Source organism: Xanthomonas sp. NCPPB 2586 (assembly GCF_041475775.2).
GTDB classification, from domain to species: domain Bacteria; phylum Pseudomonadota; class Gammaproteobacteria; order Xanthomonadales; family Xanthomonadaceae; genus Xanthomonas; species Xanthomonas campestris.
In genome coordinates, this window is sequence record NZ_CM192981.1 from 782,074 (window position 1) to 806,734 (window position 24,661).

Genomic DNA, 24,661 nt, shown 5'->3' on the forward strand with positions numbered 1-24,661 from the left:
AGCCTGCCGGCCAGCTATTGTGATCGAGACGCTGGTGCTGGCCCGGTCCAGCATAGGTGCCGTTGATAGAGCCGATGCAGCTGTTAAAGCCAGTAGTTGGCAAAACAAGTACCGCTGGTAAAGCCACCACCGTTGATAACTCAGTCCAGCTAGCGGCCCAGTCCAGCTGATTGGGCCATCACAGCGGTAAAGCAGTGCTTGGATAGCTGGCAGCTCATGAAGTGTGCTCCGCTCTAGCCCCTCTCCCCTCGGGGAGAGGGGTTGGGGTGAGGGTCCCTGTGCAGACGCTGCTTGGCGTCTTGGGAAAGTTGGAGAACCTCAGAGTTCGCTGTGTCTGATACGCCCAGGGTTTCCTAGACATCTCAAGGCCATGGAAAATGGTCGATTCGGAGGTGTCTATGAGCAGCAAGCGGTATACGGATGAGTTCAAGATCGAGGCGGTCCGGCAAGTGACTGATCGTGGGTTCAAGGTGGCAGAAGTCGCCGAGCGGCTGGGTGTCACGACGCACAGCCTGTACGCCTGGCTGCGCACGTTCGGCAAGTCTGGCGTGGTGCATCGCGCCGAGGTGGACCAGAGCGCCGAGGTTCGGCGGCTGAAGGCAGAGTTGCGTCGAGTGACCGAGGAGCGCGACATCCTAAAAAAGGCCGCCGCGTACTTTGCCAAGGGGTAAAGGCAAAGTACGCCTTCATGCAAGCCCACTGCGGGGAATTCAGGGTGTGTGCAATGTGCCGGGTATTGCGGGTCAACCGGTCGGGTTATTACGCCTGGTTGTGCTCGCCCAACAGTGAGCGCGCCAAGGAAGATGATCGCTTGCTTGGACTAATCAAGCACCACTGGCTGGCCAGCGGCAGTGTCTATGGGCATCGCAAGATCACCACGGATCTGCGCGATCTGGGTGAGCGTTGTAGTCGTCATCGGGTGCATCGGCTGATGCGCACCGAGGGACTGCGTGCCCAGGTGGGCTATGGTCGCAAACCGCGCTTCCATGGAGGAATGCAGTGCAAGGCGGCGGCCAACCTGCTTGACCGACAGTTCGACGTGACGGAGCCGGACACGGCCTGGGCGAGCGATTTCACCTTCATCCGCACGCATGAAGGCTGGATGTATTTGGCTGTTGTGATCGATCTGTTTTCCAGGCAGGTCGTCGGCTGGGCGATGCGCGATCGGGCCGACACCGAGTTGGTCGTGCAGGCGGTGTTGTCTGCGGTGTGGCGGCGCAAACCCAACGCTGGTTGCTTGGTTCATTCGGACCAAGGGTCTGTCTACACCAGCGATGACTGGCGCAGTTTCCTGGCGTCCCATGGCTTGGTGTGCAGCATGAGTCGGCGTGGCAACTGCCACGACAACGCACCCGTGGAGAGCTTCTTCGGCCTGCTCAAACGCGAGCGGATCAGGCGGCTGACCTATCCCACCAAGGACGCCGCTCGCGCCGAGGTATTCGACTACATCGAGATGTTCTACAACCCCAACCGCCGCCACGGTTCAACTGGCGACCTGTCACCTGTAGAGTTTGAACGGCGCTACGCGCAACGAGGGTCTTGAGTGTCTACGGAACCCTGGGCGTATCAGTCCCATTGAAGTTCAAATGCCGCGCGCAAGGCAACCGCGGTTAAACAGCGCGACGTTTCAATGATGGGTGCGAGAAGCGCAGCTGTTTTCGAGACATCTCTGCAAGTCGCCAATAGAGCGTGTTGACTCACTGGGCATGCAATCAATTGAAGCGGCCGTACCCTCACCCCAACCCCTCTCCCGACGGGAGAGGGGCTATACGGATGGCATGCGGTCACCTGCTTGGGTGGCGGTCGGTGCGCTCCGCCAGCGTGTGCGCACTTCGCGCCTGTCCATTCTCCAACTCCAACTCTATTCGCCCAATGGCCCAATGGCCCAATGGCCACCCGCTACTTGTTACCTGCACCACCGGCATCACTCTCTTCCTTCGTTGCATCCCGCTTGAACCCGGCAGGGGCGTCCCCACCTCTTTGGAAACCCCCGGAGGACCCATGGATCCCAGCCAGAACCCCAACGTCGTTCACGCCACCACCATCATTTCGGTCCGACGTGGCGGGCATGTCGCCGTCGCCGGCGATGGTCAGGTCACCCTCGGCCATACGGTCATGAAAGGCAACGCGCGCAAGGTGCGCCGGCTCGGCCGCGACGGCCAGGTACTGGCCGGTTTCGCCGGTGCAGCCGCCGATGCGTTCACCCTGTTTGAACTGTTCGAAGCCAAGCTGGACAAACACGGCCAACTGACCCGCGCCGCCGTGGAGCTGGCCAAGGATTGGCGCACCGAGCGCCGCCTGGGCAAGCTCGAAGCATTGCTGGCCGTGGCCGACAAGGAAACCTCGCTGATCATCAGCGGCACCGGCGATGTCATCGAGCCGGAAGACGGCATCATCGCGATCGGCTCCGGCGGCTCGTACGCACTGTCTGCCGCACGCGCGCTGCTGGCGCACACCGAGCTGGACGCCAAGACCATTGCCACCGAGGCGATCAACATCGCCGGCGATATTTGCATTTATACCAATCGCAATGTGGTGGTTGAAGAGCTGTGAATCGTGATTCGGCAGTCGGGATTCGGGATTTGCAACTGCATTCCTGGGTTCTGATAGCCACTCGGACACTTTGATCATTCCTATTCCGCTTTTACCAATCTCGAATCCCCAATGCCTAATATCGATACCGCCACCATGACTCCGCGCGAAATCGTGCAGGAGCTCGACCGCCATATCGTCGGCCAGCACGATGCCAAGCGTGCGGTGGCCATTGCGCTGCGCAATCGCTGGCGGCGCATGCAGTTGCCGGAAGAATTGCGCAACGAAGTGATGCCCAAGAACATCCTGATGATCGGCCCCACCGGCGTGGGCAAGACCGAGATCGCGCGGCGTCTGGCCACGCTGGCCAATGCGCCGTTCGTCAAGGTGGAAGCCACGCGTTTCACCGAAGTGGGCTACGTCGGCAAGGATGTGGAACAGATCATTCGCGACCTGGCCGATACCTCGGTCAAGTTGTACCGCGAGCAGGCCAAGGTGCGCGTGCGCAACCAGGCCGAAGAGCGCGCCGAAGATCGCATCCTGGATGCATTGTTGCCGCGACGCTCGGCCGGCATCGGCTTCGACCCGGAGGCGGCGCGTCATGAGCCGTCGGCGCAGGACAATGAAACCCGCATCAAGTTCCGCCGCATGTTGCGTAACGGCGAACTGGACGAGCGCGAGATCGAACTGGAAGTGGCGGTCAACGCCAGCATGGACATCATGACCCCGCCGGGCATGGAGGAAATGGGCCAGCAGCTGCGGCAGATGTTCTCCAACCTGGGTGGCGGCAAGTCGCAGAAGCGCAAGCTCACCATCAAGGCCGCGCGCCCGCTGTTGATCGAGGAAGAAGCCGGCAAGCTGGTCAACGAAGACGACATCCGCACCGCGGCGATCGAGGCGTGCGAGCAGCACGGCATCGTGTTCATCGACGAGATCGACAAGGTGGCCAAACGTGGTGAAGCCGGTTCGTCCGGTGGCGATGTCAGCCGCGAGGGCGTGCAGCGCGATCTGCTGCCGCTGGTGGAAGGTTCCAACGTGTCCACCAAGTACGGCACGGTCAAGACCGACCACATCCTGTTCATTGCTTCGGGCGCGTTCCATCTGGCCAAGCCCAGCGATCTGATTCCGGAATTGCAGGGCCGCTTCCCGATCCGCGTGGAATTGACCGCGCTGACCAAGGCCGATTTCGTGCGCATCCTCACCGAGCCCAAGGCGGCGTTGATCAAACAGTACGAAGCCTTGCTGCAGACCGAAGGTGTGGCCTTGACCTTCGGCGCCGATGCGGTGGACCGCCTGGCCGAGATTGCCGCGCAGGTGAACGAGCGGCAGGAAAACATCGGTGCGCGGCGTCTGCATACGGTGCTGGAGCGCTTGCTCGATGTGCTGAGCTACGAGGCGCCCGACCGCGATGGCCAGAGCGTCACCGTGGATGCGGCCTACGTGGATGCGCAGTTGGGCGAGCTGGTCCAGGATCCGGATCTGAGCCGTTACATCTTGTGACCCTGTGCGGTCTGCTTGCGGTAACGCATGCAGACCGGCAGTTGTAAGAAGACCCGCCGTTGGCGGGTCTTTTTTTGCGGCGATCACGTCTTTAAAGCGCCACGCAAAGCCGCAGGAATCGCCCAAACGCGATCGCTGTGCCAGCGGCATCGCTCGCGCGTTTCACTGCGGCTCACCGCGCTCGCACATTAGATCCGCTCACGGCTGGCTTCAGCAGCGCCGCTCGCTGCCGTCAGTCGGCTCTCGCGGCGAAACAATCAGCGCAGGCTGTCTCTGTAGCGCCGGATCAGCAGTGCGCCCAGCTGCACATGCGCGTGCAGTGCGCGGTCGGCAGCCGCGGGCGGCAGGGTGTTCTCACCCTGGCGCGCGGTCTGCGCGGCCGCGTCGCTCTCTGTCAGGTCACTTGCTTCCAATGCCGGCAAGGCGTCTCTCGCCAGCGGCACATCCAGCGCCCGCCCGCCGTTCACTGCGGCCAGCTGCCGCATTGCCGGCGCCCGCTCCAACGCAAACGGCAGCGCCGCAGCGCCACTCGCTACCACCACATCCACTGCTGCCATCGACGCCTTCCCCCTGTGTGAAGCGCGAGCGTAGCGCTGGGCATGTCAACGCGCGTTGACAGGCCGGGGCAGGGCATTGGCGAACGTCACCTGCTGCGAAGATCCTGGCCGGCCAGACGTTTTTACACAGGAGTTGCTGGCCGCCTGGCGCATCCAGTTACGGCACAAACGCACCATGGCGCTGCAACGACAACCGCCAGCGCCACCACAGCACGGACTCAGTCTTCGCCAATATCCTCGTTCCACACATCCGGATTGGCGGCGATATAACCACCGAGCAGGTCCATGCACTCCTGGCTGTGCAGATCGATGACGTTGACACCATGCTCGCGCAGCCAGTCGATGCCGCCTTGGAAGGTGACCGATTCGCCCACCACCACAGTGCCGATATTGAACTGCCGCACCAGCCCGCTGCAGTACCAGCATGGCGCCAGCGTGGTGACCATGATGGTGTCCTGGTAGCGGCGTTGGCGACCAGCCTTGCGGAATGCATCGGTCTCGCCGTGCACGGAAGGGTCGTTTTCCTGCACGCGGCGGTTATGGCCGCAGCCAAGCAAACGTCCGTCGCTGTGGTACAGCGCGGCCCCGATCGGGATGCCGCCTTCGGCCAGACCCTGGCGGGCTTCGGCGATGGCGGTGTCGAGCAGCGCGCGGTAGTCGGGTGTGGTGATCATGCAAGCTCCTGAGTGGCTGCGTCGGCGCGACGCAGCATGTCGATATGCGGAATGCCGTCTTCGAGATACGGCGCAGAGGTGGGCGCAAAACCATGCGCGGCGTAGAGGTGTTGCAGGTGCGTTTGCGCACCCAGTTGCACGGCACGGCCGGGCCACTGGGCCTGCACCAGGCGCAGGCCTTCGCGCAACAAGACGTGGGCCAACCCATGGCCGCGGTGTGCGGCAGCGATGACGACGCGGCCGATGCTCGGTTCGGGATAGCTCAGCCCGGGCGGCAGCACGCGCAGGTACGCGGCCAGCGCACCGTCATCCGTGGTGCCGAGCAGGTGCAGCACCTCGGCGTGGGTGTCCTTGCCGTCCAGCTCCGGGTACGCGCAGTGCTGCTCGACCACGAACACATCGGTGCGCAGCCGCAGCACTGCGTAGAGCTGGGGCGTGTCCAGCTCGGCAAAGCGCAGTGCGCGCCAGTGCACAGGAAAGGGGGCCAAAACAGTCATCGCCGCATCATAACGGCTGCGTTGCTTACTCGGCGCGCTGGGCGGTGTCGATGGCCACCACCACCGACATGCCCGGACGCAGCCGCGCGGCCTGCGGCTGGCCGGGATCGACACTGATGCGCAGCGGAATGCGCTGGGCAATCTTGACGAAGTTGCCGGTGGCGTTGTCCGCGCGTAACACGCTGAACTCGGAGCCGGCCGCTGGCGAGATCTCCTGCACGCGGCCCTGCAGGCGCGCATTGGCCAGCGCATCCACGGTGAAGCTGGCGCGCTGGCCCACACGCACATTGGCCATTTGGGTTTCCTTGAAGTTGGCCACCACCCACAAGGTGTCCGGCACCAAGGCCATCAACTGCGTGCCGTTGGTGACATAGGCGCCCTGGCGCACGCCGAGCTGACCCAGCTGGCCGTCGCGCGGCGCGAGGATGCGCGTGTTGTCCAGGTTGATTTGTGCCAGCTGCACGGCTGCCTGCGCATTGGCTACCGCCGCTTCCAGCGCTGCACGATTGACGGTGACACTGCGCGCGTTCTCTTCGGCGGCCTGCACTGCGGCGCGCGCCTGAGCCACGCCGGCGTCGGCCTGTGCGCGCGCGGCAAATGCGGTGTCGCGGTCCTGCTCGGACACCAGTTTCTGGTTGGCCAGTTGCTGCGCGCGTGCATACGCCGAGCGCGTGCGATCGCGCTGGGCCTGGTTGCTGCTCAGGGTGGCGCGTTGCTCGGCGATGGTGGCCTCGGCGCTGTGGCGCTGCTGTTCCCAGTTGGCCAGGTTGGCCTGCGTGGTCTGCAGTTGCGCCTTGGCCTGTTCCAAATGCTGCGCATAGATGCGGTCGTCGATCTTTGCCAACAGCTGGCCGCGGCGCACATGCGCAAAATCCTGCACCGGCACCTGCGTGACATAGCCACTGACCTGTGGCGCGATCACCGTGACCTGGCCATGCACCATCGCGTTTTCGGTGCGCTCCACCGCGCTGGTGAACGGCGGCAGCCGCCACGCATACAGCACCAACGCCACGCCGATCAGCGCAAGCCCACCGAACCCGAGCACGCCATACAGACGGCGGCGACGGCGACGCCGTCTCTGTGCGGCGGTTGGAGCGGTGTCGGCAGGTGTATTCATGGGCGCGCAGTCGGAACAGAAGGAGAGGGGGCAACCGGCGGGCGCAGATAACGGCGCCACACCAGCACGGAGAGAATCCACAACCCGGTGGCAATGGCAATGCAGCCGATCAACAGGAACACATCGTTATAGGCCAGTACGTTGGCTTCGCGGGTGGCCACCGTGCCCAGTGCACGCACGCCTTGCGCCTGGCGCAGGGCCGGGTCGCCGATCGCGCGCCCGTACACGCTGGCATAGGCCTGCACGCGCGCGGCCACCTGTGGGTCGGTGAGCACCAGGTGCTCGACCAATTGGCTGGAGTGATATTTCTCGCGCACCACCTGCAGCGTGCCCAGCAGCGCGCTGCCGAGCAGGCCGCCCATGTTCTGCGCCATGCCGAACAACACGATGAAACTGATCAGGTTGCGCGGCTGGGTGACTACGCGGCCGATGCCGGCCACCATCGCCGGGCCCACGAAGAAGGTGCTGCCGAACGCCAGCAGAAACTGGCTGACATACATCTGTTCCGGCCGGGTCAGGCTGGTGGCGCGCGCATCCATGAAGCAGCCGATGCAGATCGCCGCCACCGCGATGATCAGGTGCTCTGCAATGCGCGCCGGATTGATCAGCAAGGCACTGGCCACCACGCCCACCACCGCGCCCAGCAACATCAGCGCGAACAAGGTCTGCAATTGGGTGTTCGCCAACCCCAGAGTCTGGAAGAAGCCGATCGCACCGGTGCTCTGTTCGGACAGCACCAGGCGGATCAGCAGGATTGCCAGGCCCAGGCGCAGCATGTCGGCACTGGCCAGCCAGCGCGTGTTGATCATCGGATTGCGGCGGTTGTGTTCGATCCATGCGGCCGCGCACAGCAGCACGATGGAGGCCGCCAGCACCACGCCCAGCCACGGCGTGCTGGTCCACCACAGCAGCCGGCCCAGCGAGAGCACCGCGGCCAATCCCGCCGCGCCGGCAGCGAACAGGCTGAAGGTGAGGAAGTCCAACGGCTCGAATACGCGGTACCGGTCGCTCGGCGGCAGCTTGAGCGCCAGCACGCAGGCCAGCGCAAACACCGCCAGGCCGAATTCGAACAGATACAGCCCCTGCCATTCGCCAAATTCCAGCAGGTCGGTGGAAAACACCCGCGCCAGTGGCAGTGCCAACTGGGTGAGCCCCAGCCCGGTCACCACCGCCTTGAGCCGGTATTTGGCCGGGAACGCCTGGATCACGTAGTACAGCCCCAACGAGCTGAGCGCCGCGCCCACCAGCCCGTGGGCGGCCCGCACGGTGATGGCCGAACTCAGGCTGTGCACGAACAGGTGCGCGAAGGCAATCACCGCATACAGCGCCAGGAAGATCTCGGTGAACCGCCGCAGCCCGAACTGCTGGCGGAACTTCACCAGCAGCAGGTTGGCCGACATGTTGGTCATCACGTAGGCGGCCGGCAGCCAGGCCATTTCAGTGGCGTACGCCCCCAGCGTGCCTTGCAGATAGGGCAGGTTGGCGGTGACCAGCGCATTGCTCAGCCCACCGGTCAGCGCCACCACCACGCCGACCAGGCCGTACTGGATGCGTCGCCGGGTCGGGTGCAGCGGCGTGGAGGCCGACCCAGGCAGGGTGGGCTTCTCATGGGGCTGCCAGTCGCGCTGAACGTACTTGTCGCGCACCAAGTGCTCGCTGGGGCCGTCGCAGGAAGAGTCGTGATTGTGGTCCCGTTGCGGTCATGGTGGCGTCAGCAGTGCGATAATCCGCCCATGAGCGAATCTCCCTACACCTCCGGTACTACCCATTTCGGCTTCCGCGACGTCGCAGCAAAGGACAAGCAGAAGCTGGTCGGCGAAGTGTTCACCTCGGTCGCACGCAACTACGACCTGATGAACGATCTGATGAGCCTGGGCATCCACCGTGCGTGGAAGCGCTACTTCGTGGCCACCGCGCAGGTGAAGCCGGGCGACCGCGTGCTGGATCTGGCCGGCGGTACCGGCGATATCGCCGTGCTGCTCAAGGAGCGCGTGGGCAACGAAGGCGCGGTGGTGCTGGGCGACATCAACGCCGGGATGCTCTCGGTGGGCCGCGACCGCCTGACCAACCGCGGCCTGGTGGCCGGCTTCGATTACGTGCAATGCAATGCCGAAGCGCTGCCGTTCCCGGATCAGAGCTTCGACCTGGTGACCATCTCCTTCGGCCTGCGCAACGTCACCGACAAGGACGCCGCGCTGCGCGAGATGTACCGCGTGTTGAAGGTAGGTGGACAGGCACGCGTGCTCGAATTTTCCGAAGTCACCGCCGACTGGTTCAAGCCGATCTACGACTTCCATTCGTTCAAGATCCTGCCCAAGCTGGGCCAGCTGTTCGCGCGCGATGCCGACAGTTACCAGTACCTGGCCGAGAGCATCCGCAAGCACCCGCCGCAGGATTCGCTCAAGGGCATGATGGGCGAGGCAGGCTTTGCGCGGTGCCACTACAAGAATCTCACCGGCGGCATCGTGGCTATCCATTCCGGCTACAAGATCTGATGCACCGGCCGGCGCGTGCCAGCGCGCCGGTGTCGCTCCACTGCACTCCTCGCTGCATGCACGCTTGGGTTCGCTTGCGCGCGTGAATCGACGCATTTGCGCGCGCTGACCGACGGAATTTTGAGACATCCATCGCGTTGGCTCCACAAACCGTCGGCGACACTAGACGTTCTTTTTGCCGGAGACATGGATGCGCTTGTACGCCGGGCTGTCGCGCCTGTTTCCCCGCTCCTTCAGCGCCAAGCTGTTGGCGGTGACGTTCGTCGGCATCCATCTGCCTTTGTTGTTGCTGATCGCCTGGCTGGCCGCGCAAAGCGAGCTGGACGGGCGGCCGCTGTGGTCGGTGGTGATCGTGGCCTTGCTGGCCACGCTGGCCGGCACCGCATTGACGCTCTCGGCGCTGTATCGCTTGCTGGCGCCGCTGCGCATCGCCGCCGATGCGCTGGATGCGTACTACGCCGATCAACGCTTGCCCACGCTGCCCGAGCACGGCGATGACGAACTGGGCCGCCTGTTGCGCGGCATCAACCGCAGCCTGCGCGGCATCGACGCGGGCATGCGCGATCTCAAGCGGCACGCGCTGTTCGACCCGCTTACCGAAGCCCTGAATCGCCGCGGTTGCGAGCAGGCCATGCGCGATTCGGTGACCGCCGCGCAACGCGAAGGCTGGCCGTTCGTGCTGTTCGTGCTGGACATGGACAACCTCAAGCCGATCAACGACCGCTTCGGCCACCTGGCCGGCGACCGCGTGCTGGTGCGCCTGGTCGAATCGGCCTACGGCTGGCTGGGTGCGCAGGACTGGATCGGCCGCTGGGGCGGCGACGAATTCCTGATCGGCGTGCATGCCTCCGAAGACGAAGCCACGCTCAAGCTCAATCAGTGGCTGTCGATGCTGGAGCGCGAAGATGCCGAAGAGGCGCCGCTGCACGTGAGCGCCGGCAGTGCGGTGTGCGAGGTGGGGATCGACGCCACCGAGCTGTATCGGCGTGCGGATGCGGCGATGTACCGCGCCAAGTTCTCCGGTGGCCGGCGGCTGGTGCGCGATGGCCACGACGCCCCGCGCAGCCATCCGGTGGCGTGATCGGCCCACGGCAGCACGGGCAGCGGCCGGGCGAGGGCGCTAAAATGACCAATTCCTTTGCTGCGGTGCCTTCGATGCGCTTCCCGTTCCTGTCGCTGTCCCTGGCCGTGTCCATTGCATTGGCCGGCTGTTCCAACGAATCCACGCCGCCGGCGTCCACTGCCGCCGCCCCGGCCGCCACCGCCAAGGCTCCCGTGAAAGCAGACGCCCGCAACCACGACGAAAGCTCCTACGCCCAGCCGCAGCTGGTGGTCATCAAGGACCTGGCGCTGGATCTGAAGCTGGATTTCGACGCCAAGCAGATCGGCGGCACCGCCACCTACACGCTGGACTGGAAGGACAAGGCCGCCAAGCAGCTGGTGCTGGATACGCGCGAGCTCAGCATCGCCCAGGTGCAGGCCGACGATGGCAAGGGCACGCTGTCGCCACTGCAGTTCGTGCTGGCGCCGGCCGACAAGACCTTCGGCAGCAAGCTCACCATCGAAACCCCCAACCAGCCGGCCAAGGTCGTCATCACCTACCACACCGCGCCCACCGCATCGGGCCTGCAGTGGCTGGAGCCGGCGATGACCGAAGGCAAGCAACTGCCTTTCATGTTCAGCCAGTCGCAGGCGATCCACGCGCGCAGCTGGGTGCCGTTGCAGGACACCCCCAGCGTGCGCTTCACCTATAGCGCGCATGTGACCTCGCGCCCGGACGTGATGGTGCTGATGAGTGCCGACAACGACCCCAAGGCCGCGCGCGACGGCGACTACAGCTTCAAGATGCCCGAGCCGATTCCCTCGTATCTGCTGGCGATCGCTGCCGGTGATGTGGTGTTCAAGCCGATCTCCGCGCGCTCGGGCGTGTGGGCCGAGCCGAGCATGGCCGACAAGGCCGCCAAGGAATTCGAAGACACCGAGAAGATGATCGGTGCCGCCGAGAAACTCTACGGCCCGTATCGCTGGGGCCGTTACGACATGCTGGTGCTGCCGCCGTCGTTCCCGTTCGGTGGCATGGAGAACCCGCGCCTGACCTTCGCCACGCCGACGGTGATCGTGGGCGACAAGTCGCTGGTGTCGCTGGTGGCGCACGAGCTGGCGCATAGCTGGTCGGGCAACCTGGTGACCAATGCGAGCTGGAAGGACATCTGGCTGAACGAAGGGTTCACCACCTACGTGCAGGGCCGCATCACCGAAGCGCTGTACGGCAACGAGATGGCCGAGATGGAGCGCGAGATCGACCAGGGTGATTTGCTGGCCGAAGTGAAGGGCATGGCGCCGGCCGACCAGGCCCTGGCGCTGCCGCCGCTGGCCGAGCGCGACCCGGATGAAGCGCTGAGCCAGGTGGCCTACGTCAAGGGCGCGTGGTTCCTGCAGTTCCTGGAACAGCGCTTCGGGCGCGAGGTGTTCGACCCGTTCCTGCGTGGCTGGTTCGACGATCATGCGTTCCAGAGCGCGACCACCGACCAGTTCGTCGACTATCTCAACAAGAACCTGCTGGCCAAGCATCCCAACACGGTGAGCGCGGCCGAAGTGGACGCCTGGTTGAAGCAGCCGGGCATCCCGGCCTTCGCCGCCAAGGCACGCTCGCGCAGCTTCTCGATCGTGGACACCGCACGTATCGCCTGGAGCGGTAGCGGCACGCTGCCCAACAAGCAGGTCACCGGCGAATGGGGCACGCAGGAGTGGGTGCATTTCCTCAGCGGCATGGGCGCGACTTTGAAGCCCGAACAACTCAAGCAGCTGGACGATGCCTACCACTTCACCGGCACGCCCAACGGCGAGATCGCAATGCGCTGGTATCCGTTGGCGATCCGCAGCGGCTACATCGATGCACGCCCGGCCGCGGGCGAGTTCATCGAACGCGTCGGCCGTCGCAAGCTGGTGCTGCCGATCTATGCCGAGCTGCTGAAGACCCCGGACGGCATCACCTTCGCCGAGCAGGCCTTCGAAAAGGCCAAGCCGAGCTACCACCCGATCACCACCGCGTCGGTGGCCGAGATGATCGCCAAGGCCAAGGCCGCGCCGCCAGCGCAGCCGTAATGGCCGGGGAGGGCGTTGCCTACGCCCTCCCGTTGTTTCATCGGTCTCGCGTGTGCGCAATCGCCCTTGTAGGAGCGCGCTAGCGCGCGATGAGGCGTTCCCGGTAAAGCCCATCGCGCACAAGTGCGCTCCTACGAGAGCGTGGGCCCTCTGCGCAGGCAACGCCGCATCCTCAAACGCTGCACGCTCCGTAGGAGCGCGCTCGCGCGCGATGCCGCGTTCCCGATAAAGCCCATCGCGCACAAGTGCGCTCCTACGAGAGCGTTGGCCCCTCTGCGCAGGCAATGCCGCACCCTCAAACGCTGCACGCTCCGTAGGAGCGCGCTCGCGCGCGATGAAGCATTCCCGGTGAAGCCCGATTGCGCACAAGTGCGCTCCTACGAGAGCGTGGGCTCCTCTGCGCACGCAACGCCGCATCCTCAAACGCTCCACGCCCCGTAGGAGCGCGCTTGTGCGCGATGAGGCGTTCCCGGTAAAGCCCGATCGCCCACAAGTGCGCTCCTATGGTGCTTGGTCGCCCCGTCTGATCGCGGGCGCTGCGGTCACCGCGATACGCCCATGCCCTTGATCAATTCCATCGGGGCAGGCTGGTATCGTTGCCATTGAATTTGCCCTGGAGTCGACGATGAAATATCTGTTGAGTGCGGCCCTGTGCGTCGCGGCGCTGAGTGGCTGCACCGATCGCGAGGCGCAACGCCAGGCGCAGGAAGCCGCGCAGGCGCAGGCCAAGGAACACGAGGCCGAGGCATTGGCCAAGCAGTACGACGCAGCGGTGCAGGCACAGAACTGGGACATGGCGCGCGCGCATGGCGCCGCCCTGCTGGAAGGCTACGCCGGCACGCCGGCCGCTACCCGCGTGGAGGCCGGCTATGCCGAGATCAAGGCCAAGGGCGAGCAGGCGCGCGAGCTGCGCCGCATGCAGGCGCTGTGGCAGTACTCGCAGGTGCCGGCCAAGGGCGGCACGCAGCGCTCGGCGATGATCGATGCCAAGCAGCGCGTGGATGTGGATGGCAGCGGCCCCAAGCCGGTGAGCCTGGTGTTTCGCGACCATCCGCAGTGGAAGCGCCACAGCTATCTCGTGCTGAAGGCCGGGGATTTCAATTGCTACCGCGGCTGCAAGGTGCAGGTGTCGGTGGACGGTGGCGCGGCGCGCCCGATGGCGGCACATCGGCCTGATACCGACGAGGCGATCGCCATGTTTATCGACGACGACAAGGCGCTGTGGAAACTGGTGCGCGGCGCCAAGCGCATCAGCATCGCGTTCCCGGTCAAGGCCGGCGGCACGCGCACCGCCGAGTTCGAGGTGGGCGGGCTGGATACCACCCAACTGCCGGGCTGGAAATAGCGCATGGATGGCACCGTTCCGGCAGGGGCTGCACCGGCCTTGCGCAGCTGCCGGCATTGGGTATTCGACATGGACGGCACGCTGACCGAGGCCGTGCACGACTTCGCGCTGATCCGCAAAGAACTGCAGATCCCGCCCGAGGCGGACATCCTGCATCACCTGGCCGCCTTGCCTGCGGCGCAGTCGCAGGCCAAGCACGCCTGGCTGCTGGAGCACGAGCGCGCGCTGGCCGAAGGCGCGCGTGCTGCGCCGGGTGCGGTGGCGCTGGTGCGTGCGCTGCAGGCAAGCGGCTGCCGGCTGGGCCTGCTGACGCGCAATGCCCGCACGCTGGCGCAGGTGACCTTGCAGGCGCTCGGGCTGGGCGATGCCTTTGCCTGGGACGACATCGTCGGTCGCGACGAGGCCGCACCCAAGCCCGCACCGGACGGATTGCAGTACTTCGCACGCCGCTGGGCGGTGGAAGGCAGCGCGCTGGTGATGGTGGGCGACCACTGCAATGACCTGGCCTGCGGCCGCGCGGTGGGTGCCTGCACCGTCCTGGTCAACACGCCGGGCGACCCGTGGCCCGGCCTGGCCGATTGGCGCTTGCGCGACTGCGCGCAGCTGCTGGCGCAGTGGCAGGGTTAGCCTCCCGTCTTGCTGGTCAGGCGCGGTAGCTGATGCTGATTCGACGCCTGGACGTCCCGGGCTTCGCTGACTAATTCCTAGGGCGACTTTCGGCAAAGAGCTCGTTAGAGATAGATCGTTGCAGTGGCTTCGCCGGCCGGGTCCGGCAGCCGCACGCCCGGGCGATGGCGCAGGAACTGCAGGCCGGGTCGGCGAACAGGCGGCGAAGGTCGTCGATCGACACACTGGCCGGCAATGCGCAGGCGTCGGTTGGCAACGCACCGGCCACCCATGTCGCCAGCGGCTGGCGTTGTCCGGCCAGGCTGTCCGTGATGCATCTAGGGCGAAGCCCGCCTCGCCGCTTCGCCGCCGCACCGCTGGCATCGATGCAGCTGTCCGGCGAGGAGGCGCACCTGGCCGCCGTTTGGGCGATTGGCTGCTGGACATCGGCTTCGCGCCTGGATGTGATCCCGCGCCGGAATGGCAGGCGCACAGCGCGGAGGGCTTCCCAATCCTGCTTCGGGCGACATCAGCGACTGCAGGAGATGGCGGAAATGGCCGGCACCACGCCCCGCCATAACGGCCATCAGCAAGCCTCCTATACCGAACTGCTCCATCCGTGTCACAGCACGCACGGCGCAAACTGCGCCATATCCGTGACACCTCCCATGGACCAGCCCGCGTCACTAACGTGAAAGCCGCGTCAGTGCGGCGTGGTGCAGCGCACCAGTGCGCTGGCATGGGCTTTGCTCTATCTCCCTCGACGTTTCCGACGTCTGCGATGCGATCGGCCGCTGTCACGCCGGCGCCTCGGGATGCTTCAACCAACAGGTTGTTCAATCGAGAGGGGTAGACGCAATGCACCAATCTTCCTGTCGCAGCGCGCGTGGCGGCGTGTTGCTCATGCTTGCACTGAGCGCTGTGCTGGCCGGCTGCAAGAAAGACACGCCGGCCGAACCTGCCGCTCCTGCGCAAACGGCGGCACCTGCCGCAGCGGCGCCGGCGGCCGCAGTGGTCGATACCGATGGCGAATTCACCACCAACGCCAGCAACCCGGATAACTGGGGCGGCGTCGGTCGCGACTTCGCGTTGACCCGCCACAGCCCGTTGGCGGAGATCAATCGCGACAACGTCAAGAACCTCAAGATGTCGTGGGAAATGAAGACCGACGCCACGCGCGGCCACGAAGGCCAACCGCTGGTGATCGGCAGCATCATGTACATGGTCAGCGCGTATCCGAACAACGTGTACGCGATCGACCTGGCATCGCAGGACGACGGCGGCAAGGTGTTGTGGAAATACACCCCGCAGCAGGACGAACGCTCGGTGGCAGTGGCCTGCTGCGACACGGTCAACCGCGGCGCATCGTATGCCGATGGCAAGCTGGTGTTCGGAAGCCTGAGTGGCGATGTGATCGCGCTCGATGCCAAGACCGGCAAGGAAGTGTGGAAGCAGAAACTCGGCCACCCCGACAAGGGCGAAACCATCACCATGGCGCCGATCATTGCCGACGGCAAAGTGATCGCCGGCATCAGCGGCAACGAGTTCGGCGTGCTTGGGCGCGTAGCCGCCTACAACCTGGCCGATGGTAAGCAGGCGTGGTCCTGCGATGCGGCCGGCACCGACAAATCCATCTGCCTGGGCGCCGACTTCAACAAGGCCAACCCGCAACATGGGCAGCTCGGCGATCTGGGCGTGAAGACCTTTCCCAACGACGAATGGAAGCGCGGCGGCGGTGCGGCCTGGGGCTGGTACAGCTACGACCCGAAGCTGAAGTTGCTCTACTACGGCACCGGCAACCCGGGGCTGTGGAGCCCGTCGTACCGCTGCGGCAAGACCTCGCACGAGGAATGCAACAACGGCGAGCATGACAACAAGTGGTCGATGACCTTGTTCGCCCGCAAGATCGACACCGGCGAAGCGGTGTGGGGCTACCAGAAAACCCCGTTCGATCAGTGGGATTACGACGGTATCAACGAGCCGATCCTGGTCCACCTGACCATCGACGGCAAGGAGGTTCCCTCGGTGGTGCAGTTCGATCGCAACGGCTTTGCCTACGTGCTCGATCGCCGCGATGGCACGCTGCTGCGCGCGCACAAGTTCGTGCCGGCCAACTGGGCCGAACGCATCGACATGAAGACCGGCCGCCCGGTGAAGGTGGCTGCGCATTCGCCATTGGAACGCGGCAAGAAAGTGCAGGCGTTCCCGTCGGCAATGGGCGGCAAGGACCAGCAGCCGTGCTCGGTGGATCCGGCCAATTCGGCGGTGTTCTTCTGCGGCACCAACAACTGGCACATGGAGCTTGAGCCGCAGGAACGCGGCAACACCATGATGGGCCTGCCGTATGTGTTCGCCAACGTGATGATGAAGCCCAACGAGCCCGGCGCACTGGGCATCGTCAAGGCGTTCGACGTGGTGGAAGGCAAGTCCAAGTGGGAGATCAAGGAGAAGTTCCCGGTGTGGAGCGGCACCCTGGTCACCGATGGCGGGCTGGTGTTCTACGGCACGCTGGATGGCTGGTTCCGCGCAGTGGACAAGGACACCGGCAAGAAGCTGTGGGAGATGAAGTTGCCCTCCGGCATCATCGGCAACCCGATCGCCTACAAGGCCAATGGCCACCAGTACGTGGCGGTGTTCTCCGGCATCGGCGGCTGGATTGGTTTGCCGGTGGCGGCAGGTCTGGATCCGGCTGATCCGTACGGCGCGCTGGGTGCTGCCGGGCTGGCGTTTGGCGCCGGCTTCGACAAGATCCCGCTTGGCGGCATGGTGCATACCTTCCGCATTGATGGTGCAGGCAAGACCGTGACCGCCAGTGCGACCGCCACGGCGGCCGCAGGTGGCGGCACCGCCAACGCAGCAGCGAAGACCGCACGATGACGCATCTGCAAGGCGTTCGGCACGCACACCGGCAGGTCACTGCCGGCGTGCGTGGCCTCACCCGGCACCTGTGCATGGTGCTGGTGGGGTGCAGCCTCGGACTCGTCGCCGCAGGTTGCACACGCGAGCCGTCCTCACCGACGGCTCGCGCTTCTCATTCCGATGCTGCGCCGGCCACGCCCACTGCGTCGCCGGCGCCAGCGTCCACGCCTCCACCCGCCGCCGATCCGTCGGTGCTGCGCGTATGCGCGGACCCCGGCAACATGCCGCTGTCCAACAAGGCTGGCGAAGGCTTCCAGAACAAGATTGCGCAGGTCGTGGCCGAGGCCATGGGCCGCCGGCTGGAATACGAATGGCGCACCTATTACCAGCGCGGTCTGGCACGCAGCACCATCAATGCCGGCCGCTGCGATGTGTTGATGGACCTCAACAGCGATTTCGAAATGGGCCTGACCACACGGCCGCTGTATCGCTCGCCCTATGTGCTGGTCACGCGCAAGGGCCTGGACCTGGTACCCACCTCGCTCGACGACCCGGCCCTGAAAAAACTGCGGCTGGGCGTGTTCCAGAGTTCGCCTGCCCGTCAGGCCTTGTACGAACATGGCGTGTCGGGCGAGGTGCAATACCTGTTCTACGACTCGGCCACCGCGCCGGAAGAACATCCCGGCAAACTGGTCGAGCGCGTTGCCGCCGGTGAGCTGGATGCGGCCGAATCCTGGGGCCCGGTGGCTGGGTACTACGCCGCACGCAACAACCTTGGCGTGGTGCCGCTCAACACCATCGACGATGCGGTGCTGGAGTATTCGATGGCCTGGGCCGTGGCGCGCAAGAACGCGGCACTGCGCGATGCGCTGAACACCGCCCTGCAGCAGAGCGCCGCCAAGATCGATGAAATTCTGCGCAGCTATCACGTGCCGCTGGTGCGGTGTGCGGACTGCATTGTGGCCGGCGATCTGGCATCGCATGGGCCGTATGTCACACCCGCGTCCGCACCGAAAAGCACCAATGCCGCGACGTCCTCGCAGGAGCTGGCCCAACTGCAGCTGCGCATCGCCGATGGCGCAGATCCGAACCAGGAACTGGCCCACGCGCTGGATGCCGGCGATGCGCTGCGTGCAGCGTGGTTGCTACGCCATGGCGCCGATGCCAACCAGCCCAACCTGCTGGGCGAGCCACCGTTGCACCAGGCCATCCGCAATCAGGAACCGGACCTGGTTGGCCTGCTGATCGACGCCGGCGCACGCCTTGACGCGCGTGATGGCAACGGCTGGACCGCCTTGATGAAGGCCGCCTGGGGCAACGATGCGGACAGCGTGCAACGGCTACTCGCCCGCCGCGCGCCAATGGACACCGTGTCCAGCGATGGCTGGAACGCGCTGGAGCTGGCGGTGTCGTACGCCGACGTCGGTGTCGTTGAGGCGTTGCTGAAAGCCGGCGCCAAGGCACGTGGCGCCAACCGCACCGGATTTACGCCAGTGATGTTTGCAGTACCGCGCGAGGACCCGGCCATTCTGGATGCATTGCTGAAGCACGGCGCCGATGTACGTGGCGCCAACCAGGCCGGCGTCACCGCCTTGATGCTGGCGGCTGCCTCCGGCCGCGAAGCGACGGCCAAGCGCTTGCTGGCCGCCGGCGCCGACCCGGCTGCGCGCAATCGCGACGGTAAGACCGCTGCGACCTTGGCGCAGGAGCGCGGCGATGCGGCATTGGCCGCGCTGCTGGCACCTGGCAAGCGCAGCACCACCCAATAAGTGCGTCATCCACCGCGTGCAAGGGGTGCGCGGTGTTCCCTCCGATTGTCAGAAAGGTTCGTTCATGCGCAAGGTTACTGCCCGTCGTTTCGATCGTTCCCTGCGCGCACCGCTGTGCGCGTTGTTGGTCAGTGTGCTGCTGGCCGCCTGCGGCAAGGACGCACCGCCAGCGCCTGCCGCCGACGCACCGCCTGCGGCCGGCACACCGGCACCGGCTGCCGATGCCGCAGCGCCCGCACCGGGTACGCCGGCCGCTGCACCAGCCGCCGGGCCTGCGCCGGACCCGGCTACGCCGCCCGCGCCGCCTGCGGCGGTAGTGCCGATCCCGAAGGGGCCCGAGGTCAAGGTCACGCCCGAGCTCATCGCCGAAGGCAAGAAGATCTATTTCTCCGCCGGCTGCAACGCCTGCCATGGCGGCACCGGTGGCGGTGGCATGTGTCCGCCGCTGACCAACGACGTCTGGGTGTACGGCAGCGATGACGACACCTTGCGTGCACTGATCAGCGAGGGCACCGCGGCGATGATCACCCACGGCAAGACCCGCATCGGCCATGAAAAGGTGGTGGGGCAGATGCCGCCGTTCGCACCGGTGCTCAAGCCGGGTGATACCGAAAAACTGCTGGCCTTCATCCACTCCATCAACAAGACCGCGGGCAAGGCGCAATGACGGCAGCGGCCGCGCGGCAACGTTGGGGGATCACCGCAGGCGTGTTGTGCGCGCTGCTGGCGTTGGCAGGTTGCCAACGCGACAGCGCAACGCCCGCGGCCACGCCTGCCGCTGCCGCCAGTACCAGCGCGCCGCCCAAGGCGACTGCGCCGGTGCTGGCCTTCGTGCCCAACCAACGCAGCGGCACGGTGTCGGTGATCGACACCGCCAGCGATACGGTGGTGCGTACGCTCAGTGCGCAAGGGGCGCTCGGCAAACGGCTGCAGCAGGTATTGCCCGGCCCCAAAGGGCAGCTGTATCTGATCGATGCCGAGCATCACCGCCTGATCGAGTTGGACACCACGCAGGACCGCGTGCTGCGCAGCGTGGAGATCGGCGAGAACGCCGAGGGCATCGCGCTGTCGCCGGACGGCACGCAATTTGCCATCTGCGTGGAAGGCCAGAACCAGGTGATGCTGATCGATGTTGGCCAGTTCAAGGTGCAGCAGGTGATCGCCACGCGCGGCCAGGCACCGGAGCACTGCGCCTACACGCCGGACGGGAAGTGGGTACTCACCAGCAATGAGGGCTCCAACGACATGGACATGATCGACCTCGCCACGCACAGTTCGCGCGGCGTGGTTGCCACCAGTGGCCATCCGCGTGGCATGGCCTTCGCGCCCGATGGCCACAGCGTGTACATCGCGCAGGAAACCGCCAACGTGGTGGATGTGATCGACCTGCAGACACGCACGCGCCGGGCCAGTATTCCGGCCGGCGTGCGCACCGCCGGGGTGACCTTGTCGGCCGATGGCACGCGGCTGTATGCCTCCAATGGCGGCGCTGGCAGCGTGAGTGTGCTCGACACTCGCACCGGTGCTGGCATTGCCGAAATCCCGGTCGGCCTGCGCCCGTGGAATCCGGCGCTGACCCCGGCCGGTGACAAGCTGTACGTGGCCAACGGGCGCTCCAACTCGGTGAGCGTGATCGACACCGCCACGTTGCGTGAGATCAAACAGATCCCTGTCGGCGAATTGCCGTGGGGCGTGGTGATCGCGCGCTGAGCGGCAGCATGCCGATGCGCGCCCGGGAGGCTGGATGAAGACGCGCGCCGCGGTGGCCTGGGGCCCGCACCAGCCGTTGAGCATCGAAGAAGTGGACCTGCAGCCGCCGCGTCCGGGCGAGGTGCTGGTGCGCCTGGTGGCCACCGGCATCTGCCACGGCGATGCGCATGCGTTGGCGCATGCGCCGGCCAGTAGTTTTCCGGCGATCCTGGGCCAGGAAGGCAGCGGGGTTGTCGAGGAGGTGGGTATCGGTGTGACCAGCGTGCGCGTGGGCGACCACGTGATTCCGCTGTACATGCCCGAATGCGGCGTCTGCAAGTTCTGCCGCTCCGGCCGCACCAATCTGTGCCAGGCGATTCGCAGCAGCCAGGAGCGTGGGCTGATGCCCGATGGCAGCAGCCGCTTCTCGCTGGATGGCCGGCCGATCCTGCATCACATGGGCACCAGCACGTTTTCCGAATATACGGTGCTGCCGGAGATCGCGGTGGCGCGGATCCATCCGGATGCGCCGCTGGATCAGGTCTGCCTGCTCGGCTGCACGGTCACCACCGGCGTGGGCGCGGTGCTCAACAGCATCCACGTGCGCCCTGGCGATTGCGTGGCGGTATTCGGCCTGGGCGGCATCGGTTTGTCGGTGATCCAGGGCGCGGTGCTGGCGCAGGCCGGGCGCATCATCGTGGTGGATATCGACCCAGGAAAATTCGCCTTGGCACGCGCGCTGGGCGCCACCGACTGCCTGGACCCACGCGACTACGGCGCGCCGATCCAGCAGGTGATCGTGGACCTTACCGACGGCGGCGCCGACCACAGTTTCGAATGCATCGGCGATGTCGGTGCGATGCGCGCGGCGCTGGAGTGCTGCCACAAGGGCTGGGGCGAAAGCGTCATCCTCGGCGTCGCCGATGGCGCGCAGGAAATCAGCACGCGGCCGTTCCAGCTGGTCACCGGGCGGGTGTGGCGCGGCAGCGCCTTTGGCGGGGTCAAGGGCCGCAGCGAACTGCCCGGTTATGTGGAGCGGTATCTGCGTGGCGATCTGCAGCTTGCACCGCTGATCACGCGCACGCTGGCATTGGACGACATCAATCAGGCGCTGGCGGATCTGCGTGCGGCGCGCGGCATCAAATCGATCGTGCTTTATTGAGGAGACCAGCATGGCAGCAGGCAAGCGCAGGGCAGCGGGAGTGCAGCGGAAGACGTTGGCGGGTGCATGCGCGATGGCGCTGCTGGCGGGGCCGGCGATGGGCATCGCGGCCGAGGCGCCGCAGGTGACCTGGCTGGATCGCATCGAAGTGACCGCCACACCGATCCCCGGCACCACCATCGATGCCGCGCAGCTGCCCTACATGGTGCAATCGGCCAACCGCGCCGAGCTCTCGCGCGGGCGCAGCAACAACCTGGGCGATCTGCTGCAGCGGCGTTTCGTCGGCGTGGATGGCAATGACGTACAGGGCAGTGCGTTCCAGAACGATCTCACCTTCCACGGCTTCCGCGCTTCCGCGTTGCCGGGTGCTTCGCAGGGCGTGTCGGTGTATCTGGATGGCGTGCGCTTCAATGAACCCTTCGCCGACATCGTCAGCTGGGACATGCTGCCCGAAGCGGCGATCAATGCGGTCACGCTGATGCCCGGTTCCAATCCGTTGTTCGGCCCCAACACGCTCGGCGGTGCGGTGGTGCTCACCACCGCCTCGGGACTGACCGCGCCCGGCGCACAAGGCGAGCTCAGCATCGGCAGCGGCGCGCGCAAGCGCCTGGATGCCAGCTACGGCATTGCCGGCAACGACGGCTGGCATGGGTTCGTTGCGGTTACCGGCTTCGATGAAAACGGCTGGCGCGATGCGTCCGAAGGCCGGTTGGGAACGGTGTTCGGCAAGGTCGGCAAGCAGGGCGAGCAGACCGACTGGAGCCTGTCGGTGCTGCATGGGCGCAGCCGCCTGATCGGCAACGGCTTGCTGCCGGACACAAGCTACACCGACGACGGCCGCAGGCCGGGCCTGTACCGTGCCGACCGCCGCGCGGTCTACACCTCGCCCGACCTCACCCGCAACCGCAATACCTTGTTCACCGCGCAGCTGGATCACCGCTTCGATGCGGACACCGCGCTGCATGCATTGGCCTACTCGCGGGTGGGCCGGCGTGACACCGTCAATGGCGACATCGGCGAAGACTACGAGGAGTTCGTCGAAGAGTGCGCCTCCGGCTATGCCGCAGATGGCACTGCGCTGGATGCCGATTGCGACGTCGCTCGCGCCGATGCCGATACCTTGCCCACCGGCGCGCTCAACACCACCCAGATGCGCCAGGAAGCGCAGGGCGTGGCGGTGAATGTGAGCAAGCAATGGGGCGCCCATGCGCTCAGCACCGGCGCCACCTTCGATCGCGGCCATGTGCGTTACCAGCAATTCGCCCGCGAGGGCTGGGTGCAGCCAGACCGCTCGGTCGCCGCCGATCCGGATGCCGAACGCGCGTTCTTCTCCGGCGTGCGCGGCAGCACCAAGACGCTGGGCGTGTTCGTTGCCGACACCTGGGCGCTGGATGCGGCCACCCATCTCACTGCCGCGGTGCGCTGGAACCACGTCACCGTGGACAACATTCTTTCCACCGCCGAAGACGGCGACCGCCCGCGCGAACGCTTCGTGTATGCCAAGGCCAATCCGTCCCTGGGTCTGACCCATCGGCTCGATTCCGGGCTGACGGTATACGGCTCGGTCGCGCAAAACAGCCGCGCCCCAACGGCAATCGAACTGGGCTGCGCCGATCCTACCCAGCCGTGCCGCTTGCCGACCGGCCTGCAAGCCGATCCGCGCCTGGAGCAGATCATTTCGCGCACGTATGAACTCGGCGCACGTTGGACGCCGTCAGCCAACACCAATGCCACGGTGTCGGTGTATCGCGCCGACAATCGCGACGATATTTTGTTCTTGCGCGCGCCGGATACGCAGTTGGGTTACTTCGACAATGTCGGCCGGACCCGGTATCAAGGCGCGGATCTGTCGCTACGCCTGCGCAGCGGCGATTGGCAGTGGTCGGCCGGCTACAGCTTTCTGGATGCAACCTATCGCAGTGATGGCGAACTGCTCTCCGGCGAGCGTGTAATCACCTTGCGTCCGGGCCTTCGCATCGCCGCATTGCCGCGCCACAACCTCAAGCTGGGTGTGGAATGGCAGCGCGATGCGCTGACCTTGGGTGCCGGTGTGCGTGCAGTCTCCGGCCGCGTGGCCAGCGGCAATGAAGATGGCCAGGTCGACAACACCGAAGACGGCGAGCCCGCACCCGAGCGCATCGACATCGGTACCGCCGGCTATGCCTTGGTGGATCTGCAGGCGCGCTGGCAACTCAGCGAACGGCTCTCGCTGTTCGCGCGGATCGACAATGTGTTCGACCGCCATTACGCCACGTATGCCGCCGTGGCTGAAGACGTGTTCCCCGATGGCGAACTGGCGCGCCCGCAGGACGCGCCGGTAGAAACCGGGCCGGCCCGGTTTCTCGCACCCGGTGTGCCGCGGCAGTATCTGATCGGGGTGCGTTGGGCGTTATGAGTTTGGGGCGGGGATTCGGTATTGGAGATTAGAGATTCGTAAGGCGTCAGCACCAGCCGCGCTCGGCGGTCTCTGGAGGGCCGCGTGTTGCGCTGATCGGCAGTGCGGTGCCCTCACCGCTCGCGGGACACGCCGTGAACCCGTCCCTGGGGGCTCGGTGGCGGCATCCGTGCCGCCACACGGTCCCGCAAGCGGCGAGGACACCGCACCTTGGAGTTGGTCGGTTGTTTTCTTGAAATCTTGTCCTTTGCTCGGCTTTCATTGAGAAAATGATCGGACGCGCGGTTATCTAAGCAACCCACGTCAAGCATTGCTTGCACCATGCACACCGACCATCTCCACTGGTCCTTGCCCGCTCA

19 protein-coding genes and 1 pseudogene are annotated in these 24,661 nt (G+C 65.6%); 14 read left to right on the forward strand and 6 right to left on the reverse strand.

Annotated elements, in window-relative coordinates; translation table 11 throughout:
• Positions 1-398 precede the first annotated feature (398 nt).
• From ACCQ09_RS03375 to hslU, 3 genes are all read left to right on the forward strand, one after another.
• Positions 399-1,543 (forward strand): IS3 family transposase gene (locus ACCQ09_RS03375; RefSeq protein ID WP_087942080.1). Its coding sequence is split into 2 segments (ribosomal slippage): positions 399-636 and positions 636-1,543, totalling 1,146 coding nucleotides; the frame shifts between segments, so codons are not numbered across the junction.
• Between the two features lie 458 nt (positions 1,544-2,001).
• Positions 2,002-2,553: an ATP-dependent protease subunit HslV gene (hslV, locus tag ACCQ09_RS03380; protein WP_011038588.1), complete on the forward strand. Its 552-nt coding sequence runs from the start codon at positions 2,002-2,004 to the stop codon at positions 2,551-2,553.
• A 111-nt stretch (positions 2,554-2,664) separates the two neighbouring features.
• Positions 2,665-4,032 (forward strand): ATP-dependent protease ATPase subunit HslU, encoded by a 1,368-nt coding sequence (gene hslU, locus ACCQ09_RS03385; RefSeq protein ID WP_011038587.1) that lies wholly within the window; start codon positions 2,665-2,667, stop codon positions 4,030-4,032.
• Between the two features lie 257 nt (positions 4,033-4,289).
• On the opposite strand, the gene ACCQ09_RS03390 is transcribed toward hslU, so the two are convergent.
• From ACCQ09_RS03390 to ACCQ09_RS03410, 5 genes are all read right to left on the reverse strand, one after another.
• Entirely contained in the window at positions 4,290-4,589 is a 300-nt protein-coding gene (locus ACCQ09_RS03390) for a hypothetical protein (protein ID WP_228428421.1), read from the reverse strand.
• A gap of 218 nt (positions 4,590-4,807) precedes the next feature.
• Positions 4,808-5,263, reverse strand: coding sequence for a nucleoside deaminase (locus ACCQ09_RS03395; protein ID WP_011038585.1), 456 nt, complete (start codon positions 5,261-5,263; stop codon positions 4,808-4,810).
• Positions 5,260-5,760 carry a GNAT family N-acetyltransferase gene (locus tag ACCQ09_RS03400; protein ID WP_011038584.1) on the reverse strand — a complete coding sequence of 167 codons (501 nt, stop codon included), beginning with the start codon at positions 5,758-5,760 and terminating at the stop codon, positions 5,260-5,262. The genes ACCQ09_RS03395 and ACCQ09_RS03400 overlap by 4 nt, the downstream gene beginning before the upstream one ends.
• A gap of 25 nt (positions 5,761-5,785) precedes the next feature.
• Entirely contained in the window at positions 5,786-6,877 is a 1,092-nt protein-coding gene (locus ACCQ09_RS03405) for an HlyD family secretion protein (protein WP_011038583.1), read from the reverse strand.
• Entirely contained in the window at positions 6,874-8,523 is a 1,650-nt protein-coding gene (locus tag ACCQ09_RS03410) for an MFS transporter (protein WP_011038582.1), read from the reverse strand. Before ACCQ09_RS03410 ends, ACCQ09_RS03405 begins: the two co-directional genes overlap by 4 nt.
• An 87-nt stretch (positions 8,524-8,610) precedes the next feature.
• Between ACCQ09_RS03410 and ubiE the strand changes: the two genes are divergently transcribed.
• The 5 genes from ubiE to ACCQ09_RS03435 all read left to right on the forward strand — a co-directional run bounded on the left by ubiE (position 8,611) and on the right by ACCQ09_RS03435 (position 14,449).
• Entirely contained in the window at positions 8,611-9,372 is a 762-nt protein-coding gene (gene ubiE, locus ACCQ09_RS03415) for a bifunctional demethylmenaquinone methyltransferase/2-methoxy-6-polyprenyl-1,4-benzoquinol methylase UbiE (RefSeq protein ID WP_014509029.1), read from the forward strand.
• Between the two features lie 190 nt (positions 9,373-9,562).
• Positions 9,563-10,453 (forward strand): GGDEF domain-containing protein, encoded by an 891-nt coding sequence (locus ACCQ09_RS03420; RefSeq protein WP_012437339.1) that lies wholly within the window; start codon positions 9,563-9,565, stop codon positions 10,451-10,453.
• A gap of 74 nt (positions 10,454-10,527) precedes the next feature.
• Complete coding sequence (locus ACCQ09_RS03425; RefSeq protein WP_201030873.1) at positions 10,528-12,477, forward strand: M1 family metallopeptidase; 1,950 nt, start codon at positions 10,528-10,530, stop codon at positions 12,475-12,477.
• 625 nt (positions 12,478-13,102) lie between these two features.
• Positions 13,103-13,822, forward strand: a complete 720-nt coding sequence (locus ACCQ09_RS03430) for a hypothetical protein (protein WP_011038578.1) — start codon at positions 13,103-13,105, stop codon at positions 13,820-13,822.
• 3 nt (positions 13,823-13,825) lie between these two features.
• Positions 13,826-14,449 carry an HAD family hydrolase gene (locus ACCQ09_RS03435; protein ID WP_014509025.1) on the forward strand — a complete coding sequence of 208 codons (624 nt, stop codon included), beginning with the start codon at positions 13,826-13,828 and terminating at the stop codon, positions 14,447-14,449.
• A gap of 128 nt (positions 14,450-14,577) precedes the next feature.
• On the opposite strand, the pseudogene ACCQ09_RS03440 reads toward ACCQ09_RS03435, so the two are convergent.
• Positions 14,578-14,768: pseudogene (locus tag ACCQ09_RS03440) on the reverse strand (hypothetical protein); the annotation flags it as partial.
• A gap of 518 nt (positions 14,769-15,286) precedes the next feature.
• Between ACCQ09_RS03440 and ACCQ09_RS03445 the strand changes: the two are divergent.
• Genes ACCQ09_RS03445 through ACCQ09_RS03470 form a run of 6 tightly spaced genes read left to right on the forward strand, consistent with a single transcriptional unit; the run spans position 15,287 to position 24,302 of the window.
• Positions 15,287-17,305, forward strand: a complete 2,019-nt coding sequence (locus ACCQ09_RS03445; protein ID WP_080640012.1) for a methanol/ethanol family PQQ-dependent dehydrogenase — start codon at positions 15,287-15,289, stop codon at positions 17,303-17,305.
• A complete protein-coding gene (locus ACCQ09_RS03450; protein WP_040940622.1) occupies positions 17,302-19,056 on the forward strand; it encodes a quinoprotein dehydrogenase-associated putative ABC transporter substrate-binding protein in 1,755 nt (584 codons plus the stop codon). The genes ACCQ09_RS03445 and ACCQ09_RS03450 overlap by 4 nt, the downstream gene beginning before the upstream one ends.
• A gap of 25 nt (positions 19,057-19,081) precedes the next feature.
• The gene (locus ACCQ09_RS03455; RefSeq protein ID WP_040942231.1) at positions 19,082-19,723 is read left to right on the forward strand and encodes a c-type cytochrome; all 642 of its coding nucleotides are present in this window, start codon (positions 19,082-19,084) and stop codon (positions 19,721-19,723) included.
• Complete coding sequence (locus ACCQ09_RS03460) at positions 19,720-20,766, forward strand: beta-propeller fold lactonase family protein (protein ID WP_040940623.1); 1,047 nt, start codon at positions 19,720-19,722, stop codon at positions 20,764-20,766. The genes ACCQ09_RS03455 and ACCQ09_RS03460 overlap by 4 nt, the downstream gene beginning before the upstream one ends.
• A 34-nt stretch (positions 20,767-20,800) precedes the next feature.
• Positions 20,801-21,907, forward strand: coding sequence for an S-(hydroxymethyl)glutathione dehydrogenase/class III alcohol dehydrogenase (locus ACCQ09_RS03465; RefSeq protein ID WP_040940624.1), 1,107 nt, complete (start codon positions 20,801-20,803; stop codon positions 21,905-21,907).
• 10 nt (positions 21,908-21,917) lie between these two features.
• Complete coding sequence (locus tag ACCQ09_RS03470) at positions 21,918-24,302, forward strand: TonB-dependent receptor (RefSeq protein ID WP_228428422.1); 2,385 nt, start codon at positions 21,918-21,920, stop codon at positions 24,300-24,302.
• The last annotated feature ends 359 nt before the right edge of the window (positions 24,303-24,661 follow it).